Raw genomic sequence first — 17,079 nt, 5'->3', positions numbered from 1 at the left:
CTCCGTCAAAGTAATTCGTATGGGTTATGGGTACAAATCGTCTTCAGTTCGTCAGACGGCTTGATCCAGGTGTTCTGTCCGATGCGCGTCTTGCCCAGCGCGGCGCGCAGGCTTGGCGAAGTCCGGACATCGACGTCGATGCGCGCATTGACCTGACCGCCGGTGTAGTCCTCGATCAGGCGGACCATGGTCTTCATCCGTTCGGAGGCGCGCTGGAACTGCGGGAAATCCTTGGCATCGACGGGACCGAGCCGGACGTGAATGGCCGACTGGGTGTCGAAGATGCGCCGCCCGACCCGCCACTGGCCGAGGCGCTTCTCACCGCTTTCGCCGCCGATCTCGATCCAGCGCCCATGGCGCGGCGTGACCTTGACGTCGATCGCGAAATAGCGGGCCAGGATCGTTTCCAGTGCCGTCAGGCTGCGCTCCGGGCGGATGTAGGCCCAGCTCTCGCCCAACCGGCAACGCGCGATGTGTGCCGCATAGGCCCGCTCGTTGCCTGCCATCCAGCCCGAGGTCAGGTTTTCCAGACGCTGCGAAAAACCGGCCCGCCTGGGATGCCCGTACAGACTGATGACCGGATGGGTATTCGCATACGCCCGGTAATCGAGCACCGCGAGATGGCCGCTCAACAGATTGAGGAAGGCTTCGAAGCCGGCGTTGCGTTCGAAGCTGCGCTCGTACTTGGCGTGCTCGGTAACGTGGATGGGGAGCGGACCGTAGGGGGCGAACAGCCCGAAGTGGCGCATGCGGATGCGCAGCACATCGTGTTCGGCGTCGCGGCCGCCCTTTTCCTTGGCCGGCTCGAGACGGACATCCTGCAGTTCGCTGCCGGAGAAATAGAGCTCCGCCGCCTGTTCGAGACGCAGCCATCCCTGATCCCAGCCCGGCCGCAGCCCGTAGCCATCGTTGGCGACCAGCGACTCGAGGCGACGCAGCAATTCGTGCAAGGTTTTCCGGTTGGAAATTCCCCGCCAGGACTCATCCGCTTTCAACTGGCGCGGCTTGCCATCGGAATCCACGTAGGCCATGGCTTCATGCAGTCGGTCGAGTTCGTCGGTCGACACCTGCATCAACCCCGCCCCCCGCTGCGTGACAAATTCGTGAAGACGTCACCCGGCTCACCGTCAAAGTCAATGTCAACCTCCAGTCCATCGTTCAAATTGACGCAATCGAGGAGCGCGTGACAGACGATCCGGGAAAACAGCCATGCCCCGCCATCAGGGTGATGCTTGGTATCGATGTTGAAACGCAGCCGGTTGGAACGCACCCAGGACATCGGCCCGGGAACCGGCGAGCGGGAATAGCCCATCTTGTTGCGAGCCCGGTCCAGACTGCTGATGCGCCGTTGATCGGCGAGCACGGCGGGATCGCTGGCCAGCCCCAGCCACAGATGCAGGGCGTTGACCAGATTGGTGTCGTCCCGGCTGCGCATGCGCAGGGGGTTGCTGCCGAGTAGTTGCACCGCCTCCCAGTGCCGCTCGGGCAACGGCTCATCGCGTGCTTCGCTGGGCAGGCGCAGGCATTCGATCTTGCCGATCTGGCTCGAAGTGGTCAGCGCAAACCCGGCCTGGTCGAGATGCTCCCGGTACCAGCCGCGATCGCTGACATAGCCGTCGATCTGCAGCGACTTGACGTCCTCCGGAATGCCGGTGTCCGGATCGAGGCCGATATTGACGAAGTGACGGATCGGCAACTGGTTCTTCAACGAGCCCTTGTTGACCGAGCCATAGGTGACGTACTGCTTGCGCGAACTGAAATGCCCTTCGTGGCCGTTCTGCGCATAACCGTTGCGCGGCGGCACCTGGGCCAGGCCGAGGCAGCGCCCGTTTTCCAGGATGGCGCGGCACTCGGTGACGTGATGGATGTCGTAGGCCAGCGGGCGCAGGCGGTCGACCAGCAGCCACTGATCGGTGCGATCCGGGTTATAGACAATCGGGTCGAAGGTCTTCGGATAGAGATTGATCACCGGCGTCGCGAACAGGCGGAAACACTGCGCGTTGATCCGGTTGATGATGTTGGCCGGCTCGCTCTTCAACAGGAAGCCGATATGGAACTTGCGATGCTCGCCGATGCGTTTGAACAGCTTGGCCAGCCCGGAAATCCGGACGCCGAGGAAGCGGCTCGGCTGGGCAAAATACTCGCGCAGCAGGCGCAGCCCGGGCAGCATGCTGGCCGATGACGGCAGCAGGCTTTCTTCCGGCGTGACGCCGACGATGGCCAGCGATTCCTTGCCGATTTCGATGTATTCCAGTGCCCCGCTGTCCTCGGCCCAGGCGAAGACCTTGAAGGCGTCGTGCAGCAAGCGCTTCTGGATGGCGTGACAGAGGGGAATGTCGCCGGCCAGGGTCAGTTCCAGGTAATCGGTCTTCAATTCCCCGAGCTTGGCCCGGCTCTGGCAGGAAAACTCCAGCGCGATGACCCCGGCGGCTTCCTGCGCCTGCGCCGCGATGCGCGGTGGCAGGTGACTGATGGTGGCGGCGCAGCGTACCTTGGAAATTTCCAGCGGTAACAATTGGATCGTCTGCCCGGTGGTAAAGCGCAGGACGTTGTTGTTGCCCGGCAGCCGGGCCTGGATGACGCTCCCCTTGTCCAGGGTGACGCCGCCCTGGCACTCGGGCGAGGCGAAATCGGGGGTGAAAGCCAGGGTGGCGATCGAGGGGGTCGATTCATCCCACAAGGGGGCGACGCGGGCGAGCATCTGGCGCGCGAACTCGGCATGCTCGACATCGAGCCTGGCCTGGATGCGGGCGGTCAGGAAAGAAACCCCTTCGAGCAGACGCTCGACGAACGGATCGCTGATCGTGTCCTCGTGCATCCCCAGTTGACCGGCGACCTGGGGATAGGCATCGGCGAAATACTGCCCGGCTTCGCGCAGGAAACGCAGCTCTTCGTTGTAGAGGTCGATGAAATTCGGGTTCACAAATTCGGCCTGCGGACGAGACGGACTGCGCCGTGACTGAAATCGACGGCTACGCGAAACGATAGATAGGCTGCGGCAAGCCCCTTCCCTTCGGCACTGATGTCGAACAGAACCGACTCGCGGAAGTGCTGGTCATTGGAAAGGGAGGTAGTGATCTGCAGCGAATGCGGATCGATCCGCGGTTCGAAGACCGGAATCATCCGCTTGAGATGCCGGACGACGGCATCGACATCGGAAACACTTGTGCTGCCGAAGGAAGCCATCGGCAGACCATAATTGAGCACCGACGACCAGGTCTGCGCTTCGCCGTCGACCGACGGACGTCTACTGCGCGCCGCATGGCGCAGCAATTGCAGCACCTCTTCCTGGATGGAATCGGCAACCGAGGCATGATTACCCGCCCCCCGACTGATCCGCTGGAACAGGTTGGGCGTGTAGGAGTGCTTGATCTGGCTGTGTGGTTTCATGTGCTGTTTTGGTGCCGACGAACACAGTTCGCCAGCACCAAATGCCGACTGAGGTTTAGACCGTTGCGTTCAGCTTCAGGTCATAGCCCGCCTTGATGACGGCGCCCATCGTGCCGTCATTGCGTTGCTCCTTGTACTCGACTTCGATGCGGGCGAAGTTGATCTTGATTTCATCAACCGGCAGCACCGTTTCGGTCACGCCGAACTTGGTGGCCATGTCGCCCGGCAGGTTGCCGACGGTGGTGAAAGACGAAACCAGGCAGTTGCTGAAGGTCACCGTCATGAAGTCGAGCTGGGTGCCACCGGACTTGCGGCAGATCAGCTTGGCTTGCGGAATGTGATCGCCGGTCGCGCACATCAGGAAGAGCTTCGGCGAGGCCTTGTTGGTGACCATGCGGAACTCGAAATCCTTCATTTCGACCTTGCCCGCACCGCCACCGCTACCGAAACCCCAACGACCGGAGTTTTCTTCAGCCCACTGCCAGCTCTGCAGCTGGATCAGGCCAGGATACTGCTGGTCGGGAGACTCACCCTCGACGCCGTCGATCTGCAGGAAATAGTCAACAAGTGCTTGTGCCATGATTGCTCCTAAGAATAGATGAATGGAACCGTGGGGTAACCGGGCGGACTAAAGGCTTCCAGATGCGGAAATCGTCAGCTCGCCCGGTGTTTCCTCACTGACTCGTCTGCTTGGCAGACGGCAGCTTGGAAACCAGCCGGAGGGACACGGTCAACCCCTCAAGTTGGTAATGCGGACGCAGGAAGAACTGAGCGCGGTAGTAACCCGGGTTGTCCGGGAGTTCGTCCACGATCACTTCGGCAGCAGACAGCGGGCGGCGCGACTTGGTCGCTTCGCTCGAGATCGTCGGGTCGCCGTCGACGTAGTTCATGATCCAGTCGTTGAGCCAGCGCTGCGTTTCTTCACGCGACTTGAACGAACCGATCTTGTCGCGGACGATGCACTTCAGGTAATGGGCGAAGCGGCAGGTGGCGAAGATGTAGGGCAGACGGGCCGACAGGTTGGCGTTGGCGGTGGCGTCGTCGTCTTCGTAGATGGCCGGCTTGTGCATGGTGCGGGCACCGATGAAGGCCGCCATGTCCGAGTTCTTGCGGAAAACCAGCGGCATGAAGCCGGCGTTCGACAATTCATGCTCGCGACGATCGGAAATCGCGATTTCGGTCGGGCAATACAGAAGCTTTTCGCCGTCCGAATTGGAATAGACGAAGTTCGGCAGGATTTCGACAGCGCCGCCCGATTCGACGCCGCGAATCTTGGTGCACCAGCCGTATTCGGAAAAGGCGCGGGTGATGTTGGCGGCCATCGCATAGGCGGAGTTGGCCCAGCAGAAATCCTTGTCGCTATCGGGATTGGTGGTTTCCTCGAAAGCGAATTCCGGCACCTCGTGGGTGTGCGCACCGTAGGGCAGACGCGCCAGGAAGCGCGGCAGGGTCAGCGACAGGTAACGCGAGTCGTTCGATTCGCGCAGACGGCGCCAGGCGGCATATTCGACGGCCTGGAAGATCTTCGAGATATCGCGCGGGTTGGCCAGCTCCGACCAGGAATCCATCTGCATGGTCCCTGGTGCCGCCGCCGAAATGAAGGGGGCGTGCGCCGAGGCGGCGATCTTCGCCATTTCGGTGAGCAGGGCGACATCGTGCGGGCTGTGATTGAATTCGTAGTCGCCGACGATGCAACCGAAGGGCTGGCCGCCGAACTGGCCGAATTCCTGTTCGTAGATCTTCTTGAAGATCGGGCTCTGGTCCCAGGCACCGCCCTTGTAGTGGCGCAGGGTGCGACCCAGTTCCTTCTTGCTGATGTTCATCACCCGGATGCGCAGATTGGCGCTGACCTCGGTATTCGAGACCAGGTAATGCAAGCCGCGCCAGGCGCCTTCCATCTTCTGCATTTCGGGGTGATGCAGGATCTTGGTCAGTTGCTTGGAAATCTTGGCGTCAATCTCGGCGACCAGCTCATCGACCGTTTTCAGCACGTCCTTGTAGACAACGACCTTGTCGCGCCGGACGAACTGCAGCAACGTGTTGACCGCGGTCTGCACCGCTTCGGCGGCCTCGTTGGTCCGGGGACGGAAGGATTTCTTCAGCAGCTCCTTGAGTTCGCTGTCATTCTCCAGGGTGACGACCTGGGTTGCATCGGCTTGGCTTTCGAATACGGTACTCATCGCGTTTACTCTTTCGTTCACTCGGGTTGCTTGTCTTGGGCAGCAGGCAGATCCTCTTCCGGTGCCTTCGGCCAATCGGCGTCATCGCGGACTTCCAGTTCCTTGCCGGTGTACTTGGTGTTGGTCAGGATCTGCTCGATCAGATCCTGGGCGGCCATCTTGCCGTCCATGTAGGTGGTCAGTTCCTTCAACTCGTTGCGCGCCTTGAGCAGCGCAGCCAGTTCCGGAATCCGCCGGGCGATCTCGCCGGGCTCGAAATCCTGCATCGAGTTGAAGGTCAGATTGACGTCGATCAGCGCACCGGGATCGTCGTCGGTCAGCGTGTCCTCGCAGTAGAAGGCGACTTTCGGCGCGATCTGCGCCATCCGCTTGTCGAAGGTTTCGTCATCGATATCGATGAAGTCCCGTTCTTCGATCGGCGCCAGGGATTCACGGTTTTCACCGGACAGGTCCGCCATCACCCCCACGACAAAAGGCAGCTCGACTTTCTTCTGCGAGCCGTAGATTTCAACGTCGTACTCGATCTGCACCCGGGGGGCACGTTGCTTTCCGATGAATTTCTGACCGTCGTAATGTTTAGCCACACCTACTCTCCGTCGATAAAAAGGTGAAAAATCAATTCGAAGCCGGCTTCACCAGCCGATCCAGAAGCCGGTCCGATTCGGAAAACAACTCCCGCATCAGCAGCTCAAAACTCATGTTGACCATCCGCTGCAGGCGCTGGATGAAGATCGGCGCCGGGTGGCCGCTTTCGTGTTCGTGGTAGTAGCGCTCCAGCGCCGCCAGCACGACGCGCACTTCCTCGCGCGAATGGATGGCGAATCCTTCACCGGCCAGACGCACGGCGCCGACCGTAGAGACCTCACCGGCCAGGGGTTCGTCGGTTTCGGCGCCGGCTTCGCTTTCAAGCGCCGCTACCGCTTGCTGCTGCGAATGCGAACTCAGCGGCGCCAGACGATGCGCCGCGTGACCGACTGCGCCAATCAGTTCGCTGAAATCACCGCCGGCGTCACCGGCCCGCTCGTCGAGACGGACGGCAATTTCTTCCAGACAGGCCTTGGCGCGGTTGAGCAATGCACAATTGAGGTCGGTGCGCGCCTGATCGGCACGCAAAGCGTCGCGCAGTTTCCCCTGCTCGCTTTCCGAGGCGTAACGCGAACCGGCGATATCCGGCAGCAGAGCGGCAACAGTCCAGGCCGCATCGCTCGTCAAGGGAAGTTTCCGGAAGGCAGCCAGGCTGCGCGAGGAGGTCAGCCAGTTCAACGCCGTAGCGTGCAGTTCGCCGCTCGGCAATTCGGCGTCCCCCTGGGGGTGGACAGCGTCTTCGGGAAGTTCGAGCAGTTCGAGGATGTAGCCGAGCGCATCGACCCAGGCGACCAGCCCACCAACTTCGGCGTTTGCACGCAAGCCCCAGACCGCGACCCGGAAATCGCGGGTTTCGCGCTTCAGTGCTTCACAGTCGTCGGCGATCCTGGCCCAGTCGAAGGGGTCTTTCCCCTTGCGCAATGGCGCATCGAAGTCCGCTTCGTGCTCGCTGATCAGTTGATCGATGATCAGAAAGCGCTCGTCGAACTCGAGATCGATATTTGAGTGTTCCCCTACCAACAATTCCAGCCCCTGGTTGCTACAAAGTCTCTGTTTCTGCTGGGGGGCTTATTTATGCTTTTTTTATATGCTTAATAATTGCCGCCAATATATCACCAGCATCTGTAAAAGGTATTTAGATTTGTAAACCCGCAACCACAGAGGGTTTACAAATCTCTACAGTGCAGACGCGCGAATAATGATAAGCGCATCCAGGCCGCCAAAACGCCAGCCCCATGCCTATGGAATTAATCAACCCGAACATCGACACGACTCGCTCGAGAAAGAGAGAATCTGGCCGGCACACCCTTGATCAATACGTGGTATAAACCTCGCCCAAAGCGATATAAGAGAGACCAGTTCCGTGCCGTTCGGCTTCTACATCATCATGGCTGCGCAGTTTTTCTCGGCGCTGGCCGACAACGCGCTGCTCATTGCCGCCATCTCGGCACTACGCGAGATGCATGCCCCGGAAGCCTACGAACCTTTGCTGAAAACCAGCTTCACGCTCTCGTACGTGGTGCTTGCCGCCTTCGTCGGCGCCTTTGCCGACTCGATGCCCAAAGGTCGGGTGATGCTGATCAGCAACAGCATCAAGATATTCGGCTGCACCCTGATGTTCTTCCACGTCCATCCGCTGTTCGCCTACGCCATCGTCGGTCTCGGTGCGGCGGCCTACTCGCCGGCCAAGTACGGCATCCTCACTGAATACCTGCCGCATCGCCTGCTGGTCGTCGCCAACGGCTGGATCGAAGGGCTCACGGTCGGCGCCATCATTCTCGGTGTCGTCATCGGCGGACTGCTGATCCAACCCGGTATTGCCGCACACCTGCTGGCATTCGACCTGCCGCTCATCGAAACCGGTCTCGACACGGCGGGCGAGGTTGCAATCACCGTCATCGTTCTGCTTTACGTGATCGCCGCCCTGTTCAACCTTTACGTGCCCGACACCGGCGTCGATCACAAGCCACTGAAGAAAAACCCCTTCTATCTGCTCCATGAGTTCGGTCACTGCCTGAGCCTGCTCTGGCGCGACCGTCTCGGCCAGATCTCGCTGGCCGTGACAACCCTGTTCTGGGGAGCCGGCGCAACCCTCCAGTTCATCGTCATCAAGTGGTCGGCCGTGGCTCTCGGCCTGGATCTCTCCAAGTCATCGATGCTCCAGGGCGTGGTCGCCTTCGGTGTTGCCGGCGGGGCAATTGTCGCCGCCCGCTTCATCACCTTGCGCAGGTCGCTCGGGGTCATTCCGCTGGGTATCGCCATGGGCATCATCGTGCTGGTGATGAACTTCGTCCACGACATCTGGCTGGCCATTCCGCTGCTGATCCTGATCGGTGGCCTGTCCGGCTTCTTCGTCGTACCGATGAACGCGCTGCTGCAACACCGCGGCCACATCCTGATGGGCGCCGGGCACTCGATCGCCGTCCAGAATTTCAACGAGAACCTGTCGATCCTGGTCATGACCGGCCTCTACTACGCGATGATCCGCGCCGACCTGTCGATCTACTGGATTCTCACGCTGTTCGGCCTGTCCGTCAGCGGTCTCATGTACCTGATCCGCGAGCGTCACCTGGCCAACCAGCGCGAACGCGACGACGTCATCCACCTCGACGATTCGGCACACTGATCCCCGGCGCCGGGCGTTCCTCCGAACGCCACGAGCCTCTTCCCGCCCGCCAACCGGGCGTCACCCACGGACTTGCCGACCCTGACATGCTTGCTACATTGTCGGTCGGCAAACCGACAAGCAGGCCGTGCCATGCCCGCGAACCCTCTCCCGGCAAGCCATTGAAAAGCGGAACGTTCTTTGCTTTCCGCTTTCGGGCAAATATTCATAACACGGGGCGGGGACGACAATGGCTGTTTACAAAGGAATCGAAATCGATGCGGCGCTGACCGGCATCATGCGCCACATGCAAGGCGTCGAGGATTATCGGGAAGTCTTGGGCAAACTTCAGGCGGCCTGGGACACCCTCGCCCTGCTCGGCCAACTGACCGGCGCCGCCACCGAGATGACGGGCACCCGCGAAGCTTTCGAGCGTCTGACCGGCGATCTCCTCAACCGCCTCGGTCAGGAAACCCGGCGCAAGGCGATTGCCGAACTACGCGCCAAGGCGCAGACCAGCATCGACATCCTGGTTCGCAACCTGTTCGAGCGCACCGCCGACATCGGCTTCCTGGCCGCCGACGACGACATCCGGGAGTTCCTGCAAGGCGACGGCGAAGATCGCGAACGGCTGGAAGCGCGCTTTCACGAATACGTACAAAAGTATTCCGTCTATGCCGACATCGTCCTCTTCCATGCCAACGGGCGGATCGCCGCCCGCCTGATGCCGGGCGCCAGCGAGGCCAGCGCGCACCCGCTGCTCGACGATGCCAGATCGACGGCCGGCGGTTTTGTCGAATACTACGGCCAGGCCGATTTCCTCGCTCCCGGTCAGCACCTGCTCTACGCCTACCGGGTCGAGGACACGGCCGGCGAGTGCCTCGGCGTCCTCGCCCTGCACTTCCGGCTGGAAGACGAAATGCGCGGCATCTTCGCCAACCTGATCGGCACGGGAGACGCGACGCTGCTGGCAAACTTCGACACGCAGGGCTGCGTGGTCGCCACTTCCTCGGCCCTGCAACTGCCTGCCGGCACCCTGCTCGATGAGAGCCTGCGCAACGCCCACGGCGAAGTCGTCCGGCTGGCCGGGCGGGAATACCTGGCGATCGCCTGTGCCGCCCACGCCTACCAGGGCTATCCCGGCCCCGGCTGGCGGGGACTGGCCATGATTCCCCTCGAATTCGCCTTTGAACGCCGCGACACTGAACTACTCCGGCACATCGACGCCAGCGTGCTGCAGACGATCGCCCACCACCCCAACCTGTTCAACGACGAACTGCGGCTGATCCCGCAACAGGCCGAGCGCATCCAGGAAGACCTCAACCGTTCGGTCTGGAATGGCTCGGTCCGTCAGGTGGACAACAACAGCGGCAACGCTTCATTCGCCAAAACGCTGCTCTGGGAAATCTCCAGCACCGGCCGCAAGACCCAGGCGGTGTTCGAGCAATCGATCGGCAACCTGCACGAAACCGTCGTCGCCGCGCTGCTCCAGAACGGCATCTCGCGCGCCGCCTTCGCCATCGACGTGATGGACCGCAACCTCTACGAGCGCGCCAACGACTGCCGCTGGTGGGCGCTCAACGCGACCTTCCGGCGCGTCCTGAGCGAAACCCACCTCAACCCCGACGACGCCACCCGTTGCAGCGAAATCCTCCGCTACATCAACGGCCTGTACACGGTTTACGCCAATCTCATCCTCTACGACGCCCACGGCCAGGTCATCGCCGTTTCCGACAGCAAACAGGCGGCCCTGTGCGGCACCCGCCTGCACGAGGAATGGGTCGGTCGCAGCCTCGCCCTCAACAACTCGCAAGGCTACGTCTGCTCGCATTTCGCGCCGACCCCGCTGTACGCCAACCGGCACACCTACATCTTTGCCGCCGCCATCCGCGACCCGCAGGACAGCCGCGTGGTCGGCGGCATCGGCATCGTCTTCGACGGCCAACCGCAGTTTGCCGCCATGCTCAACGACGCCCTGCCGCGCGATGCCGCCGGCCAACCGGTCGCCGGCACCTTTGCCCTGTTCGCCCAGCGTGACGGCAGGATCGTCGCCAGCAGCGATCCGCGTTTCGCCATCGGCAGCACCATCCCGCTCAACGAAACCCAGCGCAACCTCGGACGCGGCGGACGCATGGCCGACATCCTCACCCTCGACGACCAGTACTTCGCCCTCGGCACCGCCGTTTCCGGCGGCTACCGCGAATACAAGACCAGCGACGGCCACAGCGACGAAATCCTCGCCCTCTCGGCCTTTCCGCTCGGCAAGGTCAGCCCGGCCAGCGACATCGCCCGCAAGCCGGCCGCCGCAACCGTCGGCAACCGCGCCCGCCGCCTCGGCAACAGCGGCGACAGCATCGAGATCGCCACCTTCTTCATCGGCCGCCAATGGCTCGGCATTCCCGCGACCGACGTCGTCGAAGCCATCGATGCCGACGACCTTACCCCGGTATTCGGCGGTCGCAGCGACCTCGTCGCCGGCGTCAAGATGTACCGCGGCAACCTCATCTCGGTCGTCCATCTCGCCCGCCTGCTGCAACCCGGCGCGCCGATTCCCGAACGCGTCCGGCAGATCGTCGTCGTCCGCACCCAGGGCCGGACCTGCCTCGGCCTGTTGGTGGACGAACTGGGCGAAATCCCGGAAATCTCGCGCGACGAGATCAAGGCGGTCAACCACATGGCCGCCGCCGGCGCCGCCCTGACCGTCGGCATCGTCGAAGGCATGCGGCGCAGCGAAGACCGTCACGGGCTGCTTTCGATCATCGCCAGCGACCGCCTCTGCCAGCGCATCGGCTGCCATTGCGAAACACCGGAAACCCCACGCGCCATCGAACTGGCGATCGCCAGCCGGGCGGGACCGGCTTGAGGCATACTCGGGCACCGATCACCACGCCTGGGACCGCCCGATGATCCAACTACAAGCCTACGCCACCGTCACCCCCTACATCACCAAGGATGGCTCCGAGATCCGCGAACTGATGCACCCCAAGGTTCACGGCAACCGCAGCCAGAGCCTCGCCGAAGCCACCATCCAGCCCGGTTGCAAAACCGAACTGCACCGCCACGCGCAAACCGAAGAGCTTTATCACATCACCACCGGCCGCGGCCGCATGACCCTGGGCGACGAGACCTTTCCCGTCCAGCCCGGTGACACCGTCTGCATTCCGCCCGGCACAGCGCACTGCATCGAGGCCGTCGGCGAGGAGACGCTGAAGCTGCTGTGCTGCTGTTCGCCGGCTTACGATCATGCGGATACGGAATTGCTTCAGGGCTGAGCCGGAGAACGTGTCGATGTTTTGCGGAAATATCGACACCTTCCCTTGATATGTTGACGGCAACGACATGTTCCGAAACAAACTCCGGCAGCTCCCGAACTATTCCCCGCGGAGAATGCTGAATTCCCGGAACAAGCTCCCAGGCAATGGCACTGACAAACGCCACTGAATATTCATCGGTTTCTGCCCTTCCGCATGTTCCAGCATGACCGGACCACAAGCACGGTAAGGGGCCCCTTTCGTCGTCCGGACAAAAAGCTGGAAACGCCAGCCGTTATCGGGGCTTTCCAGGTAGCGACGTCCCGCCATTGTGTTCGGGCCGGCAGCGTTCTGCGACTGCCAATGGAACAATTCAGCGCTGATGGCATAGTCGTGATAAGCGATCTGCGCATGGTAGCCCTCGCTTTTATCGAGGGTCACAAACAGCAGTTCGACCTTGCGATCCTGCAATGCCAGGACGCCCGCCTGGAAAGGGGCGCGTTTGTTCGGCGTCAGCCAGCCGACGGCGGCAAGGATTTCGCGGATGCCGTAAGCACCATGCAGGCAAAGGGGAATATCTTCCAATCCGGGCACAGCACGCTGCCTCAACACGCTTCTGGCTTGCAACACCTCGCCGATTTCCTCCAGTTCGGCAAGATGCGCCGGGTGAGACCGCAATCTTTCAAGAAACGCTTCGCCAGTGCCCAATTGCTGCTGTTGCGCATCCACCTGGTAGGCAAGCATCTGCAGCAGGCGCTGCTCTCGTGCATCAACACATTGGTAAATCGCCGTCGGCTCGGCAATCCTGAGCAGCGTATCGAAACGTGCGGGGTCGTCGATATGTAACAAATCACCGAAGCGACGGCCGAAATAATCATCTTCATCCCCCGCCGGCATCGTCTGCAGGCCGGCATCGCGTTTGAGATTGGCCCAGCCCGAACGACCGCTACTACGGTAGATGTCATCCAGTTCAATTCCCTGTTCCCGCAGGAAAGTGGTCAGGCGGATATTGCTGCGCCCGCGCAAAGCGGCGAAAGCCTGCAACTCGGTGCGCAGTCGGCGCCAATTCTGCTGCACCAGCTTTCTCAGGCTGCGCAGCACTTGTTCTCGCGTCTGACGTTGCAACTGGATATGGCAGCCAGGCGGCAGTGTCCCGAAGCCTTTTTCGACCGATTCAATCAACTGACCGCGCGAAAGCCCGGTAATCGTCGACAACAGTCGATCGAAGCGGAATTCCTCCCGGTGGCGTCCGACGAAATCGAGGATCAGGCAACTTTCCTTGCCTTTGGCCAAGCGCAGCCCGCGGCCGATCTGTTGCTGGAACAGCACCGGGCTTTGGGTCGGACGAAGGAGCAACAGCGTATCGACCAGCGGCAGGTCCACGCCCTCGTTATAGAGGTCACAAGTAACGAGCGCCGCCACCTCGCCCCTGGCCAGCCTTTCCGGTGCGCGTCGCCGTTCTTCAAGAGGCGTATCGCCAACCACACACAAGGACTTGATGCCGGCTTGATTCAGCTTCGCCGTCATGAACTGCGCGTGGGCCACCGAAACGCAGAACAGCAGCGCCCGACCCCGGGTCAGATCGCCTGCCAGCCGGCGCCATTCGTTGAGTACCAGACGGGCGCGTGCATCGTTACCGGTCACCAGTTTATCTACCGCCGCAAGTTCCCCCGGCTGCTGCCAAGGCACTTCGGAAAAATCGGTCTCGTCATCACAGGCGTAGTACTCGAAGGGCGCCAGCAATTGTTGTTCGAGGGCATGCCAGAGCCGCAATTCAACGGCAGGTGAGCCATCCGGCCGATTGCTGAAATACCCAAGAATCGGCTTGCCATCGCTACGTTCCGGCGTCGCCGTCAGCCCCAGCAAGATGCGCGGGCGAACCGTGGTGACAAACGCGTCGAAACGGTCCGCCGCCAAGCGATGACACTCGTCCACCACGACAACGTACCAGTGTTCAGCACCGCAACGCGCAAGCAAATCCCGCACCGCTATGCTGTCGATGGTGGCAAAAAGGTGATCAAAACTTTGCGGAATCGCGCCCCCGAGCAGCAACTCACCGAAAGCGTGATCGCGTAGCACCTCACGGTAAGTCCGCAGGGCCTGTTTGAGGATTTCCTCGCGATGCGCGACGAACAGCAAGCGCGGCCGCCCACCTTCCTGCTGACAGATGCGCCGGTAGTCGAAGGCGGCCACCACGGTTTTACCGGTACCCGTCGCCGCCACCACCAGATTGCGCCAGCGGTCGTGTTCCCGCTCGACATGCAATTGATCGAGCATTTCCTGCTGATAGGCCTTGGGTTCAAGGTCGAAATAGGTCGGACGGGCGACAATGTCCTCGCCCGACTCGCGCTTGAGCGCCTCACCCAGCGCCAGGCGATGCGCCGGATTGGCCGGGTCATAGCGCTGGAATTCGCTGTCTTCCCAGAGCGTTTCAAAGTGTGCCCGGGCTCGTTCAAACAGGTCTGATTGCCCGCGCTCGGTAAATTTCACCGTCCATTCCAAACCACCCATCAAGGCAGCGCCAGACAGATTGGCGCTACCCACATAGGCGGCGCCGAATCCGGTCCGGCGCCTGAACAGCCACGCTTTGGCATGTAGCCGGGTCCGCCGGCCATCAAGGGAAACCCGGATTTCGCAGCCCGGCAGACGGGCCAGTTCATCGAGCGCCAGAATTTCGGTGGCGCCGGTGTAGGTCGTGGTCAGCACCCGCAGGCGAGTGCGCGGGAGACCGTCAGCTCCCTGAGCTGTGACCGACTGCAGGATATCAAGCAGCTTGCGCACCCCGGAATGGGTAATGAAACTGACCAGGATATCCACCTGATCGCAAGCTGCGAGTTCCCGACGCAACTCGGTCAATAGCGAGGGAGAACCTTTGCCCGCCGTGAACAACCACGGTAGTGCCAGGCCGGTTGCCGGTATCTCGGGTGGCACCGACTGCCGATAGATGGCCCGCAGCACCTGCGGTGGAGTGGCCAACATATCGACAACGGCGGCAGCAGTCTCAGGCTCAAGACGCTGGCGCAAGCTGACGAGCAGGGAATTGACCAGATCCAGCTGACCGAGGAGTTTTTCTTTTCCCTCCCCTTGCATGTCTTCCAGGATTCTCTTGAGTTGGAGTGCCAGGGCATCGGCCAGGCAAGCAGGCGCATCTTGTGCCGTGAGCGAATCGAGCAGCCGGCTCTCAGCGTCGGTCGTCCGGGAGAGCGTCTGCCATAGGGCCTCGGTGAGCAACTGATCATAGAGCCCCAGAGGTAGCGTCATGCCTGATTCCCGGATGATGAAAATGCCATTTTCACAATCACCGGAGCAAGCTGTCCACCTGAGTCATCTGCTCATGCTCGAAAGCCGGCGCGAAGTCATCGAGCTCCACCTGCCGCAAGCCCACTTCCGCACTGAGTGCCACCTGGCGCCAGTTCGCCAGCGCGGCATGTACTTCAGCCAGCACGGCGCGGGCCTGCGCCTCATCCAGCCCGAAATAGGCGGCACGCGCCAGCAACATGCCGACATCGGTGATCGGCCCATCCTGCTCGGACAGCCAGGTCTTCGATTCCCGGTCCTTGTCCGGAAACGGATTGATGTCGAAGGCCGGTGCCAGACGCCATTGGCCGTGTGCCACGTGCAGGAAGCCGTGGTTCTGCAGGTGGTCGTCCACGTTGCTGATCAGTAGATTGAAAACCAGCCGGCGCCAGAGTTGCCGAACATCCTGCGTTGGAGCATGGCCGTGGGCGCGGATGGCGTCGGCGATCTCGGTGTAGCTGCGATCTTCCTCGCGCGAAGCCTGCAGCAGCGACGCGGCGGATTGGTACGGGATGCGGCCATCCGCTGCGTCGCGATCGAAGCGGCCGATAACGGCCACCGGCACCTCACCCAGCAGGACGATCCGGGCCGGTGCCGCATCAATGCCCGCCAGTGCCGCCAGCTTCAAGGCGAGAACCTCGCCACGGGTAACACTGCGCGCATCGCCCACGCTCGGGAACTTGCCGATGGCGAGTCAACCGTCCTCGTCGATCAGCGTGCACTTCGGCCTCATGCCTCCCAGCGAGGTGCCCTTGCCCTGCAGATAACGCAAATCCTCGGCGGTTTCATCGCCGCGCTCCACCGCCCGGCTGGCCAGAAAGACTCGTTCCAGCTCGATAAGCGGTGGCGTGCTGCGCTGGCCGCCCGTCGTCGTCCGCTGCCAGGTGCCGTCCGGGTCACGCAGGCGCAACGCCCCAACCCGGCTGAAATCATCCACCGCGAGCAGATAGTCCAGTTCCGTCAGGGCTAGCAGTTGCGGATCGTTTTTGCGCCGCTTGGCGTGGTCGCGGGCGATGACGCGCCGTCCCCAGGCATCGGGCGCAGTGTCGGCGATGGCGCCATGAAAAACCGAATCATGGGGCGATGCCGCCTTGTGCGGCTGGTGTCCAGCCATCAGCTGCAGATCGGCCGAGACATTGAAACGCGCGCTGCTCGCCAGCCATTCCTCGCCATAGGCAAAGGCACTGTTCTCGCGCCGCCCCTGGCTGACATAGACGAGCGCCCCCACCGGTAGTCCGGCCTTGCCGATGCAAAGCTGGATCTGCCGGCGGATCGAGACGCCAGCCGCCATCACAGCGCGCCCGAGGGGGCAGGCTTGCTGCGTACCCGCTTGGGCAGGCGCTCGTCCATCAGGGTCAGGCCGATGTCGTCCGTGGCCGTATCCAGGAGGTTTTCCAGCGCCTGGATTTCGCCGAAGACATGCAAGGCGCGGGCGAAGAAATGGATGGGCACCCGCATATCGCCATTTTCCATGCGCCGCACGGTGGACAGGGACGCGCCCATGCGCTCTGCCAGCGAGGCCTGGGAAATATGCCGACGGCGGCGCGCCAGCGAAAGGTCGGCACCGAATTTTCGGATGGCCCGTTCGACGGGCAACGGTATGGGAGAGTCCATGTCAGGCATTCTGATGAGAGCAGTCATGCTGCGTAAAATCCTTCGATGGGATCAATTCTATATGCGCAGCAGAAAAGTTAAAATAAAAACCCCCAACAGATATCTTATGTTGGAATACAACTCCCAAAGGAGCATTAAACAAAATCCACCTTCAGAC

The 17,079-nt window shown here is 61.7% G+C and carries 14 protein-coding genes; 3 read left to right on the top strand and 11 right to left on the bottom strand.

Features of this window, described 5'->3' with window-relative positions; translation table 11 throughout:
• Positions 1-5: 5 nt before the first annotated feature.
• The 7 genes from AC0KWY_RS02430 to AC0KWY_RS02400 all read right to left on the bottom strand — a co-directional run bounded on the left by AC0KWY_RS02430 (position 6) and on the right by AC0KWY_RS02400 (position 7,178).
• Positions 6-1,073, bottom strand: a complete 1,068-nt coding sequence (locus AC0KWY_RS02430; RefSeq protein ID WP_474028068.1) for a type VI secretion system baseplate subunit TssG — start codon at positions 1,071-1,073, stop codon at positions 6-8.
• Positions 1,073-2,923, bottom strand: a complete 1,851-nt coding sequence (gene tssF / locus AC0KWY_RS02425) for a type VI secretion system baseplate subunit TssF (protein WP_474028067.1) — start codon at positions 2,921-2,923, stop codon at positions 1,073-1,075. The genes AC0KWY_RS02430 and tssF overlap by 1 nt, the downstream gene beginning before the upstream one ends.
• The gene (locus AC0KWY_RS02420) at positions 2,920-3,390 is read right to left on the bottom strand and encodes a GPW/gp25 family protein (protein WP_474028066.1); all 471 of its coding nucleotides are present in this window, start codon (positions 3,388-3,390) and stop codon (positions 2,920-2,922) included. The genes tssF and AC0KWY_RS02420 overlap by 4 nt, the downstream gene beginning before the upstream one ends.
• A 55-nt stretch (positions 3,391-3,445) precedes the next feature.
• Positions 3,446-3,970, bottom strand: a complete 525-nt coding sequence (locus tag AC0KWY_RS02415) for an Hcp family type VI secretion system effector (protein ID WP_374326407.1) — start codon at positions 3,968-3,970, stop codon at positions 3,446-3,448.
• A gap of 94 nt (positions 3,971-4,064) precedes the next feature.
• A complete protein-coding gene (tssC, locus tag AC0KWY_RS02410; RefSeq protein ID WP_474028065.1) occupies positions 4,065-5,570 on the bottom strand; it encodes a type VI secretion system contractile sheath large subunit in 1,506 nt (501 codons plus the stop codon).
• Positions 5,571-5,587: 17 nt separating this feature from the next.
• Positions 5,588-6,154, bottom strand: coding sequence for a type VI secretion system contractile sheath small subunit (tssB, locus tag AC0KWY_RS02405; RefSeq protein ID WP_374326405.1), 567 nt, complete (start codon positions 6,152-6,154; stop codon positions 5,588-5,590).
• Between the two features lie 31 nt (positions 6,155-6,185).
• A complete protein-coding gene (locus tag AC0KWY_RS02400; RefSeq protein WP_474028064.1) occupies positions 6,186-7,178 on the bottom strand; it encodes a type VI secretion system protein TssA in 993 nt (330 codons plus the stop codon).
• 340 nt (positions 7,179-7,518) lie between these two features.
• On the opposite strand from AC0KWY_RS02400, the gene lplT reads away from it, so the two are divergent.
• The 3 genes from lplT (at position 7,519) to AC0KWY_RS02385 (ending at position 12,032) form a co-directional block, all read left to right on the top strand.
• Positions 7,519-8,781, top strand: coding sequence for a lysophospholipid transporter LplT (lplT, locus tag AC0KWY_RS02395; RefSeq protein WP_474028063.1), 1,263 nt, complete (start codon positions 7,519-7,521; stop codon positions 8,779-8,781).
• 229 nt (positions 8,782-9,010) lie between these two features.
• The gene (locus AC0KWY_RS02390) at positions 9,011-11,623 is read left to right on the top strand and encodes a chemotaxis protein CheW (protein WP_474028062.1); all 2,613 of its coding nucleotides are present in this window, start codon (positions 9,011-9,013) and stop codon (positions 11,621-11,623) included.
• A gap of 40 nt (positions 11,624-11,663) precedes the next feature.
• Complete coding sequence (locus AC0KWY_RS02385) at positions 11,664-12,032, top strand: cupin domain-containing protein (RefSeq protein WP_474028061.1); 369 nt, start codon at positions 11,664-11,666, stop codon at positions 12,030-12,032.
• 99 nt (positions 12,033-12,131) lie between these two features.
• Here AC0KWY_RS02385 and AC0KWY_RS02380 read toward each other — a convergent pair whose 3' ends face one another.
• From AC0KWY_RS02380 to AC0KWY_RS02365, 4 genes are read right to left on the bottom strand one after another with little or no spacing between them, the layout of a single operon-like run.
• On the bottom strand, positions 12,132-15,272 hold the full coding sequence (locus tag AC0KWY_RS02380; protein ID WP_474028060.1) for a DEAD/DEAH box helicase: 3,141 nt from the start codon (positions 15,270-15,272) through the stop codon (positions 12,132-12,134).
• Between the two features lie 37 nt (positions 15,273-15,309).
• Positions 15,310-15,978 carry a type II toxin-antitoxin system HipA family toxin gene (locus tag AC0KWY_RS02375; RefSeq protein WP_474028059.1) on the bottom strand — a complete coding sequence of 223 codons (669 nt, stop codon included), beginning with the start codon at positions 15,976-15,978 and terminating at the stop codon, positions 15,310-15,312.
• Positions 15,979-16,002: 24 nt separating this feature from the next.
• The gene (locus tag AC0KWY_RS02370; protein WP_474028058.1) at positions 16,003-16,599 is read right to left on the bottom strand and encodes a HipA N-terminal domain-containing protein; all 597 of its coding nucleotides are present in this window, start codon (positions 16,597-16,599) and stop codon (positions 16,003-16,005) included.
• On the bottom strand, positions 16,599-16,949 hold the full coding sequence (locus tag AC0KWY_RS02365) for a helix-turn-helix domain-containing protein (RefSeq protein ID WP_474028057.1): 351 nt from the start codon (positions 16,947-16,949) through the stop codon (positions 16,599-16,601). The genes AC0KWY_RS02370 and AC0KWY_RS02365 overlap by 1 nt, the downstream gene beginning before the upstream one ends.
• Between the last annotated feature and the right edge of the window lie 130 nt (positions 16,950-17,079).

The organism is Azonexus sp. MM2026_4 (genome assembly GCF_055901855.1).
The sequence above is the reverse complement of the archived record's forward strand: the minus strand, read 5'-3'. Positions and strand labels throughout refer to the sequence as shown.

Coding starts and splice junctions, on each gene's coding strand:
- AC0KWY_RS02430 (WP_474028068.1), bottom strand. CDS start 1,073: ATGCAGGTGTCGACCGACGAACTCGACCGACTGCATGAAGCCATGGCC.
- AC0KWY_RS02385 (WP_474028061.1), top strand. CDS start 11,664: ATGATCCAACTACAAGCCTACGCCACCGTCACCCCCTACATCACCAAG.
- AC0KWY_RS02420 (WP_474028066.1), bottom strand. CDS start 3,390: ATGAAACCACACAGCCAGATCAAGCACTCCTACACGCCCAACCTGTTC.
- AC0KWY_RS02370 (WP_474028058.1), bottom strand. CDS start 16,599: ATGGCGGCTGGCGTCTCGATCCGCCGGCAGATCCAGCTTTGCATCGGC.
- AC0KWY_RS02390 (WP_474028062.1), top strand. CDS start 9,011: ATGGCTGTTTACAAAGGAATCGAAATCGATGCGGCGCTGACCGGCATC.
- AC0KWY_RS02365 (WP_474028057.1), bottom strand. CDS start 16,949: ATGACTGCTCTCATCAGAATGCCTGACATGGACTCTCCCATACCGTTG.
- AC0KWY_RS02415 (WP_374326407.1), bottom strand. CDS start 3,970: ATGGCACAAGCACTTGTTGACTATTTCCTGCAGATCGACGGCGTCGAG.
- AC0KWY_RS02380 (WP_474028060.1), bottom strand. CDS start 15,272: ATGACGCTACCTCTGGGGCTCTATGATCAGTTGCTCACCGAGGCCCTA.
- tssC (WP_474028065.1), bottom strand. CDS start 5,570: ATGAGTACCGTATTCGAAAGCCAAGCCGATGCAACCCAGGTCGTCACC.